The organism is Microbacterium sp. UBA837 (assembly GCF_002296025.1).
Classification (GTDB): domain Bacteria; phylum Actinomycetota; class Actinomycetes; order Actinomycetales; family Microbacteriaceae; genus Microbacterium.
Map to the genome: position 1 here is coordinate 1 of NZ_DBHD01000205.1, position 10,044 is coordinate 10,044.

Genomic DNA, 10,044 nt, shown 5'->3' on the forward strand with positions numbered 1-10,044 from the left:
CGGGAACAGCACGCTGTGCGAGGCAGAGCCGGCAAGCGAACGCACCAGGCTCGTGCGGAACCAGAAGTGCTCAGCGAGGTCGGTCTCGCCGAAGTTCTCGCGCGTGAGGGTGCCCGCCCGGTCGAGCGATTGGATGACCCCGTGCGGATCGGGCGCGAGGGTGAACACCGTGGGGATGCCGAGCTCGCGTGCGACGTCGGCTGCGGCGAGTGACCCGACGTCGGCCATCCGGAGGTGCAGCACGTCGATGTGACCGGCCGCGCGAAGGAGGCGACGGATGCCGCGCCGGGCCCGCACGCGCAGGGGCCATGCTGCAGCAGACGGAGTGGGGTGAGGCGCCAGTGGGACATGGCCGTAGACGTGCCCGCTGCTCTGGGAGGCGACATCGAGGAGGTCAGCTGTCGCCTGCGAGATCGAGCCGCGCGAGAGGGTCAGGACGCGTTCGACGGTGCCCGGCTCGTGAGTGAGAGCATCGCCGAGCCTCACCAGGAGGGTGGCGATCCCGCCGTTATCCCCGGCCCCGGCGGCGCTCAGCGACGGGTCGATGTCGGCGTGCAGGAAGAGCTGGGCAACGGTGAGTCCGCTCGAGGTGTCGCGCGTGGTGTGAGCGAGAGCCGGCTCAAGGTCGATGACAGCCAACCGTGCGTGGTCAGACAGGGGTCCGTCGGCAGCGACGAGATCCTCGAGCGCACGCCGCACCCCCGGCTCGCCGGAGCGCTGACCCAGCGCCGCGACGGCGGCCTCGCGCACCTCCACGGCTTCTGTGTCGGTGCGGGCAATGGTCAGCAGTGTGCGCGTCGCGGACGACTGGCGCACGAGTCCGAGCGTCTCGACCAGGCGTGCCCGGCCTGCAGCATCCGTCGACTGAGCCGATACGGCCAGCACCGACTCCAGCGCGACCGCCAGCACATCTCCCGCGGCGACCGACCACTTCTCGAGCGTGCGCTGCGCGAGCATTCCGGTGAATCCACCGCGCTCTACCAGGGCGATCAAGCGGGCGAGCGCCGAGAATCGCGGCAGCCCCTGGCCGAGCGCCCAGGCAGCGTGTTCGTGGATGTAGGGGCGCGGATCGTCCAACAGTGAGACCAGGCGCGCGGCAGCCTGTTCGTCGAACATCTCAGACAGGGCGTGCACCGCCGCGATCGCGGCGATGTCGTCGTCGCCCGAGAGAGCCGCAGAAAGCACGCGGAGCGTTCGCACCCCCGGATCGCGGCCGGCCTCGAACGCCAGGTCGTCAGCGGCGCGCAACGCCTCGACGATCGTCGCGGCACCGGTCACCCGGTCCATCGCTGCTTGAATCCCCATGGCGGTCCTTTCTCGGCACGTCCCGGCACCGCCACCCGGACACGGTGATCGTACTGCCCCCGGGTGACCGGCGCTCCCCTGTCAGCCGTAGGGTTGACAACGCCGCGGATCCGTGGCGTCTTCCCTCGTCTTGGCATTGCTGGAGAAACCCGTGTCTGTTCTCATCATCGGTGACGTCGGCGTGCTCGATGGCATGTTCCATATCGGCGACGAGGCGATGTTCGAGGCCGCGGTGGGCGAGCTCGCTCAGCGCGGCCTGTCGCCCGTCGGGGTGAGCTCGAATCCCGACGAGACCGCGGCGCGATACGGCATTCCAGCAGTGCCGCGGCTCGGGTTTGCGGGGCTTGATCGCGCCGAGGCCTCCCGGCGCGCCGACCACCTCATCGCGGTAGCTGCGGGCACTGCGGAACTGTCACCGGACGACCCGGCGGCCGAGGTCTTCGCGGCGCTCGACGGGGCACAGATGCTTGTCAACGCCGGCGGCGGGAACCTCGCGACCCGCTGGCACAGCCACGTGTTCGAGCGCGCCACCCTGGCGCGCCTTGCCCGGCTGAGGGGTGTGCCGGTCGTGGTCACGGGCCAGACTCTCGGTCCCGACCTCGACGCACCCGATGACGCCGTCGTGGCACGGATGCTGCGCGAGGCCGTTCTCGTCGGCGTCCGAGAGCCTGATACGGCGGCCCTCGTCGACTCCTGGGGTCTGAGCGCGACACTGAACGTCGACGACGCGTCCTTCCTCGGCCTCGGCGAAGCCGGGGAGGCCGGTGCGTCGGCGCCGCGCGGCGGAGTCGTCGTCAGTCTGTCGGGCTGGTTTGCGGGGCGACCGGCCGATGAGGTCGAGCAGCGCGTCGCGGACCTGGCGGATGCCGCCGCGCTTGCTGTTGGACCGGTCTCGTTCCACGCCCACTTCGGTGCGGTCGATCCCGCCGCTCCCGCGCGGGGTGATGCCGGGCTGCACGAGAGGATCAGGCAGCGGATGTCGCAGCCCTCCGCCGTCGTCCCAACGGGCACCTCACGCGATGCTGCGGCACTCGTGCGTCGCGCTGAGCTTCTCATCACCGGCCGGTACCACCCAGCCGTGTTCGCGACTCCGGCCGGCACGCCGGTGCTCGCGCTGTCGGCCGATCGGTATACGCGCATCAAGCTCGGGGGAGCCCTCGGACACTGGGGCCAGACCGGCGTGCTCGACCTGGACGAGCTGCCTGACGCGCCACGCCTGCTCGAAACGATCGCGGCGAACGCCGACGCGATACGCGACGAGGCAGCGGCGCGACTGCCCCGATTGCGGGCGGCATCCGGGCAGTGGTGGGACCGCGTCGCAGCAGCCGGCCGCAGCTGACCTCCGTCCCGAGGAGGCCGCGTCGGCCCCTCGGTAGGATGGGCTGGTGCCTGTGAACCCTGAACTGGTCGGGCGGGACTTCCCGCCGACCGCCCCGTATCTGGTGGGACGAGAGAAGGTCCGGGAGTTCGCGAGAGCGGTGTTCGCCGATGACCCGCAGCACACCGACCCCGACGCCGCTCAGGCCCTGGGCTATGCCGATGTCGTCGCCCCGCCGACCTTCGCGATGGTCATTCAAGACCTCACGCTGCAGCAGCTGCTCGCCGAGCCCGACTCCGGCATCGAGTTGCACCGACTCATCCACGCCGAGCAGCGCTTCGCCTACAGTCGTCCCATCGTCGCGGGCGACGAACTGGTCGCGACGCTGGCGATCACCCAGGTGCGCCCGTTCGGCAAGGGAGCGATGGTCACGAGCGAAGCCACCATCACGGATGCCGATGACGCTCACGTCGTCACGGCGACCTCCGTGCTGCTGGTGGGAGGAGACGACGAATGAGCGCGCACACGATCGACTCCGCCGAACTTGCCGTCGGTGACATCGTCGCTGAGCGCACGGTGCACCTCACCCGCGAATCACTGGTGCGCTACGCGGGAGCATCCGGCGACTTCAACCCCATCCACTACCGCGATGACATCGCGGCATCCGTCGGCCTTCCCGGTGTGCTCGCCCACGGGATGCTGACGATGGGCCTGGCAGCCGAGACCGTTGTCCCCTGGCTCGGCGATGCCGGCCGCATCCTCGACTACGGCGTGCGGTTCACGCGGCCCGTGGTCGTCGACCCGGATGCCGGCGCCGACGTCACCGTGCAGGGGAAGGTCCTCGCGCTCGACGAGGAGTTCGTGACCATCGATCTGAGCGTGACCGCCGCCGACACTGCCGTGCTGGGCAAGGCCCGCCTGCGCGCACGCCGAGGCTGATGCCTGAGACCGCACCCAGGCCGCTGTCGAGCCTGACCACACTGCGCACCGGCGGCGAACCCGCCCGGATGTGGGATGCCCACGACCGGGACGAACTCGTCGCGGCGCTGCGAGACACGTGGGCGACGGGGGAGCCCTGGTTCGTCCTCGGCGGCGGGTCGAACCTGTTCGTGAGTGACGAACCCTTTGAGGGCACCGTGATCCGCATCCTGACCCGCGGGATCGAGCGTTTGCCCGCGCCCGCGCCGCAGGTGGCGCGGCTTCGCATCCAGGCCGGGCACGACTGGGATGACCTCGTCGCCTACACGGTGGCCGAGGGGCTGTCGGGGATCGCCGCGATGTCAGGCATCCCGGGCACCGTCGGCGCAGCTCCCGTGCAGAACGTCGGTGCATACGGTCAGGAGATCATTCAGACGCTCGTCGAGGTCGAACTGATCGACGAGAGCACTGGCGAGGTGTCGACGGTTCCCGCCGCCGAACTGGGACTCGGCTTCCGCACGTCGGTCCTCAAGCACCACCACGGCTCCGAGCCCCTTCGACGTGCGGTCATCCTGTCCGTCACTCTCGACCTGCTCGAGGTGGGTCCTGCTCCCCGGCGGCTGCGGGGCGCCCAGCTTCGGCAGGCGCTGGGTCTCGCAGAAGATGACGCGGTCACGCTGCAGTGGGTGCGCGATCACGTCCTCGCCACCCGCGCCCGCAAGGGAATGGTGCTTGATGACGCCGATCCCGACACCTACAGCGCCGGTTCGTTCTTCCAGAACGCCGTGGTCTCGGCATCCTTCGCCCGAAGCCTGCCCGCAGAGTGCCCACGGTGGCCGGTTCGCCCCGACGGCGCCGACGCGACCTCAGAGCCGGTTCGGATCATTCCGCTCGACACGTTCGACGGGTACATCCCCCCCACCGAGGTCGAGGAGCCGGATGTCAAGGTCAGCGCCGCGTGGCTCATCGAACACTCCGGCATCCGCAAGGGCTTCCATCTGCCGCGTTCACGGGCGGCGCTCTCGAGCAAGCACGCGCTCGCGCTGACCAATCACGCCGGCGCGACAGCGGAGGAGATCGCCGAGCTCGCTCGCTTCATCCAGGGGCGGGTTCAGGCCGAGTTCGGACTGATCCTGCAGCCCGAACCGGTGCTCGTCGGCGTCGACCTGTAGGGGGCTCGGGCCGGGCTCTAGGAGAACAGGCCCTGCATCCGCCGCACGCCCTCCAGCAGTGCGTCATCGCCGAGTGCGTACGACATGCGAAGGTACCCGCTCGGGCCGAAAGCCTCGCCGGGAACAACGGCGACTTCGATCTCATCGAGGATGAGATCAGCGAGCTCCAGCGACGTCTCGACGCGCTTACCGCGCCACTCGCGCCCGAGCAGACCCTGCACGTCGGGATACGCGTAGAACGCGCCGAGGGGCGTCGGAACGGTGACACCGGGGATCTTGGCCAGCTCCTCGACGATCACACGACGACGACGGTCGAAGGCTTGCCGCATCCGCTCGGCTTCATCCTGGGGCCCGGTGAGAGCTGCGACCGCCGCCCGCTGCGCGATGTTGTTGACGTTGCTCGTCAGGTGCGACTGCAGGTTCGCCGCCAGCTTCATCGCGTCGGCGGGCCCCGTCATCCACCCCACACGCCATCCCGTCATGGCATACGTCTTCGCGACCCCGTTCACGAGGATCGTCTGCCCCGCAAGCTCCGGCACTGCCCGCACGATCGAGACCGCCGTGGCCCCGTCATAGACGAGGTGCTGATAGATCTCATCGGTGATGACCCAAATGCCGTGCTCAAGGGCCCATTCGCCGATCGCGCGGGTCTCCTCCTCGGTGTACACGGCACCGGTGGGGTTGGACGGCGAGACGAACACGAGCGTTGTCGTGCGGTCGGTACGTGCCGCTTCGAGCTGCTCGACAGTTACCTTGTAGTCCTGGTCGGCCCCGGCGAACACCTCGACCGGGATGCCGTCAGCGAGCTGGATCGCTTCGGGGTACGTGGTCCAGTACGGCGCCGGGAGGAGCACCTCATCGCCCGGGTTCACGACAGCCTGGAAGGCCTGGTAGACGGCCTGCTTGCCGCCGTTGGTCACGATCACCTGGGATGCCGCGACCTCCAGCCCCGAGTCGCGGCGGGTCTTCTCTGCGATCGCCTCACGCAGGTCCGGGAGGCCGGCAGCCGGCGTATAGCGGAAGTTCTTGGCGTCCTTCAGCGCTTTGGCTGCGGCATCCACGACGAACTGCGGCGTCGCGAAATCCGGCTCTCCCGCGGCGTAGCTGATCACCGGCCGCCCTGCAGCCTGCAGCGCCTTCGCCTTCGCATCGACCTTGAGGGTCGCGGACTCGGCGATGGCGGACAGTTTGCGAGACAGGGGAGCACGTTCGGTCACGGTCAAAAGCGTAGTCGGCGTCGACCTGACCGTCAGCACAGAGGCGCGGCGGTCAGTCGAGCTGCGCGTCCGCGTACAACAGCGTGAACAGGCGCGACGCCACTTCACGGCGCGACGAGACGCCGAGTTTCGCGAAGATCGCCTGAAAGTGGTCCTGCACGGTGTACGGAGACAGGTGCAATGACTGAGCGATCGCCTGCGTAGCTTCCCCGCGCGTCATCGCTTGCACGATCTTCGTCTCCCGCGGCGTCAGGCAGTATGCGGTGATCATGAGGGGAACGATCTCGGGCGGGCGCGCCGGTTCGATCGTGACCGATCTCATTCGCGGTAACCACCCCGTGCTCCGGGCGGAGGATGCCAAATGAAGCTCCTGCTGGCCTCGCCGCCCATCCATGGCCACATTCTCTCGATCCTCGGGGTTGCTGAGGGTCACGCTTCTCGCGGCCACGACATCTGCGTCCTCGCCGGCCAGAAGTACCGCGGCCGCGTGGAGGCGGCTGGAGCTCGGTTCTTGCCGCTTCCGGCCGCCGTCGACTTCGACGACGCGGACCTCGACGCTTTCCTGCCCGGACGGGCCGACAAGCGCGGTATCGCAGCACTCCGTCACGACCTCATCGGGATATTCATGAGCGTGGTGCCAGCGCAGTACCGCGCACTGAGGTCGGCCCTTGCGACGGAGTCGTTCGACGCGGTCATCACCGAGCTTGTGTTCGGTGGGACTTTGCCCTACCTGCTGACGACGCCACGACACCGCCGCCCGCCCGTCTACGGGATCTCCTCCGTGCCGGTCACGATCGATAGCGTCGACACCGCTCCGTTCGGGTTGGCCCTGCCGCCGCGGCCCGGCGCGCTGGGATCGCTGCGGAATCGGGCGCTCAACGCCTTCGTCCACCGCGTCGCCTTCCGGCCCGTGGTCACCGCGCTGAACCAGGCGCTGGCAGAGTGCGGAGTGACACAGGGTGCCTGGATCTTCGACGCGGCGCTCTCATACGATGGGGTCTTCCAACTGACCCTTCCCGGTCTGGAGTATCCGCGCCGCGAACTCACCGATCGCATCGAGTTTCTCGGACCGCTCCCAGCGTCCAGCAGCGGCACCGAGCTGCCGGACTGGTGGGATCAGGTGGGTGAGCGTCCGATCGTGCACGTCACCCAGGGAACGATCGACAACCTCGACTTCGAGCGCCTTGTGGCCTCGACTATTCGTGCGCTCGCGGACGAACCCGTCACCGTCGTCGCCTCGACCGGAGGTCGGGACGTCGAGAGCCTCACCGATCTCTTGCCAGAGGGGCGACTGCCCGCCAACGTGAGGGTCGCACGCTACCTTCCCTACGGTGCGCTGTTGTCGCGGACTTCTGTCATGGTCACCAACGGAGGCTTCGGAGGCGTTCAATTGGCCGCCCGTCACGGCGTCCCGCTCGTCGTCGCGGGGGCGACCGAAGATAAGCCCGAGGTTGCGGCGCGCGTCGCGTGGGCCGGCATGGGAGTGGACCTGCGAACGGGAACCCCTTCGCCGGAGCGGATCGCGCAGGCTGTAGGGACAGTGCTTGCTGATCTGCGCTTCGCACACCAGAGTGCGGCCATCGGCAGTGTTCTGGGTGCGGATCACGATCCCATCTCCCGCATTCTCGCCGTCATCCACGAGGATGCGCTGACCGAGGTTCGCTGAATCTCGCGCGCCGGGGCTGAGGTGCGGCATCCACCGAATGGGGGATGCCGCACCAACCCAACGGCCGCTGTCGCCTCCGGTCTCGCCGCGGCACGCTGGAAGCATGGAAAACGATGCGGTGCGGGTGCGGAACCTGCGCAAGACCTACGGATCGCGAGCTGCCGTCGACGACGTGTCGTTCGACATCGTTCGCGGTGAGACCTTTGCCCTGCTGGGCCCCAACGGCGCCGGCAAGTCCACCACCGTCGAAATCCTCGAAGGGTATCGCCGCCGCACAAGTGGCGAGGTGTCGGTGCTCGGAGATGACCCCGGACATGGGGGTCTGGCGTGGAAGGCACGTCTGGGCATCGTGCTGCAGACCACCGGCCAGGCCGGCGCCTTCACGGTGCGCGAGCAGCTGCGCCAGTTCGCCGGCTACTACCCGCGGCCGCGGGACGTGGAGGAGGTGATCGCGGCTGTAGGGCTGGAGGAGAAGGCGAACACGCGCATCGCCAAACTCTCCGGCGGCCAGCAACGCCGCGTCGATGTCGCCCTCGGCATCATCGGGAACCCCGAACTCCTCTTCCTCGATGAGCCGACCACCGGGTTCGACCCGCAGGCGCGTCGGGAGTTCTGGAGTCTCATCCGCAGGCTTCAGGGCGAAGGCACAACGATCCTGCTCACCACCCACTACCTCGATGAGGCTGCGCAGCTGGCCGATCGGGTTGCAGTAATCGATCGGGGCGTGCTCCAGGCGATCGGACCCATCGCCACGTTCGGGGGTGAAGACGCCCGGATGCCGCGCGTCACCTGGCGCGAAGGTGGGACGCTGCACACCGAGCGCACCCCAGAGCCCTGGGCCTTCGCCCGTTCGCTCGCCGAGCGCCTGGGCGGCGAACCCGAGGAGCTTGAGATCCGCCGCCCCACCCTCGAAGACATCTACCTCGGCATGGTCGACCCGGAGGGCGCAGCCGTGCCGGGCGAGACAGTTGCCGCGCCGTCCTCCTCGATTCCGGAGACCCTGTCATGACCGCTATCGCCTTTCCCCCATCCCGCCTCAGCCCGACGCACGCGCTGCGCCACGGCATCCGTCGTACCGGGTTCGAGATCCGCGGCTATACGCGCTCGCCCGAGACGATCTTCTTCACATTCCTCTTCCCGATCCTCATGCTCGCCCTGTTCAGCACCGTCTTCGGCGGTGACGGCGAGCAGAGTTACGGGCAAGGGCTGCCGGCCCTCTCGGCGGCTCAGATGTACCTCCCCGGCATGCTCGCCGCGGGGGTCCTGCTGTCGGGCTTGCAGAACCTGGCGATCGACATCGCGCTCGAGCGGCATGACGGCACCCTCAAGCGGCTCGGTGGCACACCGCTGTCGCCCGTGAGCTATTTCATCGGCAAGATCGGTCAGGTACTGGTCACCGGCACCGTGCAGGCAGCGGTGCTGCTCGCGTTCGCGGGGCTCGTGCTGGGCGTGCCGCTTCCCTCCGATGCCGAGTCGTGGCTCACCTTCGCGTGGGTGTTCGTCCTGGGCTTGGCGACATCCGCGTTCCTCGGAATCGCCATCTCGGCTATCCCTCGCAGCGCCCGCAGTGCGTCGGCGGTCGTGATCCCGGTGGCGCTCGTGCTGCAGTTCATCTCGGGCGTCTACCTGTTCTTCTGGCTGCTACCGGAGTGGCTGCAGAACGTTGCGAACCTCTTCCCCCTGGCGTGGATGGCGAAGGGCATGCGTGCGGTCTTCCTGCCGCCGGAATACGCGACTCTCGAGCAGAGTGGCGCCTGGGAGCTCGGCGGCGTTGCGATCGCTCTGCTCATCTGGCTCGTCGTGGGCCTCGTCATCAGCCGGCTCACCTTCCGGTGGATCCGACGCGACGCGTAGCCTGGGGCGGTCACGCGTGACGCAGGAGAGGGGGCGATGATGAGCGAATCGCGATGGTGGGATGCTGTGGTCCCGATCGTGGCGGCAGCCATCGTCGCCCCCGTCCTGATCCTGTCGGACCTCGATGTCCTGGGCCGGGCGCTGGTGGCGGCCTCCGCGGCGCTTCTGATCGTCGCGTACTTCGGATTCGGGCGGCGGCTACGCCAGGGTGGCAGCACGCCGCTTGCTGTTGTGTTCGTCATCCTGTTGGCCATCTCGATCGGAGTGGGCGTCGCCGCTGCCCCGTTCATCGCGATGCTGCAGACCTTGGCCTATCCGCTCGTCTGGGTCTCGGTCGACACCCGACGAGGAGGCGTGCTCGGATCCGTCGCGATTGGTTTCGGTGTCTTCATCGGATTCGTGGCTCACGGCGGCTTCACGATCGAGTCGCTCTGGGAAGGCATCCTCTCGGGGGGCCTTGCCGTCGTGTTTGCAACCGCCCTAGGCCTGTGGATCTCGAGCATCGCCGAGTATGGCGAGGAGCGGGCGCGTCTGGTGACCGAGCTGACCGAAGCGCAGTCGCAGGTCGAGGCGCTTAGCCTCGATCCACCGATG

General features: G+C 68.5%; 10 protein-coding genes and 1 pseudogene. 8 read left to right on the forward strand and 3 right to left on the reverse strand.

The features are described 5' to 3' along the window. Positions 1 to 1,305: HEAT repeat domain-containing protein (locus B3587_RS14685; protein ID WP_349675797.1), on the reverse strand; the 1,305-nt coding region annotated here is incomplete at its 3' end. Positions 1,306 to 1,456: 151 nt separating this feature from the next. Between B3587_RS14685 and B3587_RS14690 the strand changes: the two genes are divergently transcribed. From B3587_RS14690 to B3587_RS14705, 4 genes are read left to right on the forward strand one after another with little or no spacing between them, the layout of a single operon-like run. Next, on the forward strand, positions 1,457 to 2,644 hold the full coding sequence (locus tag B3587_RS14690) for a polysaccharide pyruvyl transferase family protein (protein ID WP_292730006.1): 1,188 nt from the start codon (positions 1,457 to 1,459) through the stop codon (positions 2,642 to 2,644). A gap of 46 nt (positions 2,645 to 2,690) precedes the next feature. Then, entirely contained in the window at positions 2,691 to 3,140 is a 450-nt protein-coding gene (locus B3587_RS14695; RefSeq protein WP_292730009.1) for an FAS1-like dehydratase domain-containing protein, read from the forward strand. Further along, positions 3,137 to 3,562 (forward strand): MaoC/PaaZ C-terminal domain-containing protein, encoded by a 426-nt coding sequence (locus B3587_RS14700; protein ID WP_292730011.1) that lies wholly within the window; start codon positions 3,137 to 3,139, stop codon positions 3,560 to 3,562. Before B3587_RS14695 ends, B3587_RS14700 begins: the two co-directional genes overlap by 4 nt. After that, a complete protein-coding gene (locus tag B3587_RS14705) occupies positions 3,562 to 4,713 on the forward strand; it encodes a UDP-N-acetylmuramate dehydrogenase (protein WP_228177920.1) in 1,152 nt (383 codons plus the stop codon). Before B3587_RS14700 ends, B3587_RS14705 begins: the two co-directional genes overlap by 1 nt. Before the next feature lie 17 nt (positions 4,714 to 4,730). Here the strand turns inward: B3587_RS14705 and B3587_RS14710 are convergent, their stop codons facing one another. Both B3587_RS14710 and B3587_RS14715 read right to left on the reverse strand, forming a co-directional pair. Then, entirely contained in the window at positions 4,731 to 5,930 is a 1,200-nt protein-coding gene (locus tag B3587_RS14710; protein ID WP_292730016.1) for a pyridoxal phosphate-dependent aminotransferase, read from the reverse strand. Between the two features lie 52 nt (positions 5,931 to 5,982). Continuing rightward, a complete protein-coding gene (locus B3587_RS14715; RefSeq protein WP_228177922.1) occupies positions 5,983 to 6,252 on the reverse strand; it encodes a response regulator transcription factor in 270 nt (89 codons plus the stop codon). A gap of 39 nt (positions 6,253 to 6,291) precedes the next feature. On the opposite strand from B3587_RS14715, the gene B3587_RS14720 reads away from it, so the two are divergent. From B3587_RS14720 to B3587_RS14735, 4 genes and pseudogenes are all read left to right on the forward strand, one after another. Beyond that, positions 6,292 to 7,596, forward strand: a complete 1,305-nt coding sequence (locus B3587_RS14720) for a nucleotide disphospho-sugar-binding domain-containing protein (RefSeq protein WP_292730019.1) — start codon at positions 6,292 to 6,294, stop codon at positions 7,594 to 7,596. Between the two features lie 103 nt (positions 7,597 to 7,699). Further along, positions 7,700 to 8,605, forward strand: coding sequence for an ABC transporter ATP-binding protein (locus tag B3587_RS14725; protein ID WP_228177925.1), 906 nt, complete (start codon positions 7,700 to 7,702; stop codon positions 8,603 to 8,605). After that, positions 8,602 to 9,450, forward strand: coding sequence for an ABC transporter permease (locus B3587_RS14730; protein ID WP_292730022.1), 849 nt, complete (start codon positions 8,602 to 8,604; stop codon positions 9,448 to 9,450). Before B3587_RS14725 ends, B3587_RS14730 begins: the two co-directional genes overlap by 4 nt. A gap of 36 nt (positions 9,451 to 9,486) precedes the next feature. After that, a pseudogene (locus B3587_RS14735) lies at positions 9,487 to 10,044 on the forward strand (hypothetical protein); the annotation flags it as partial.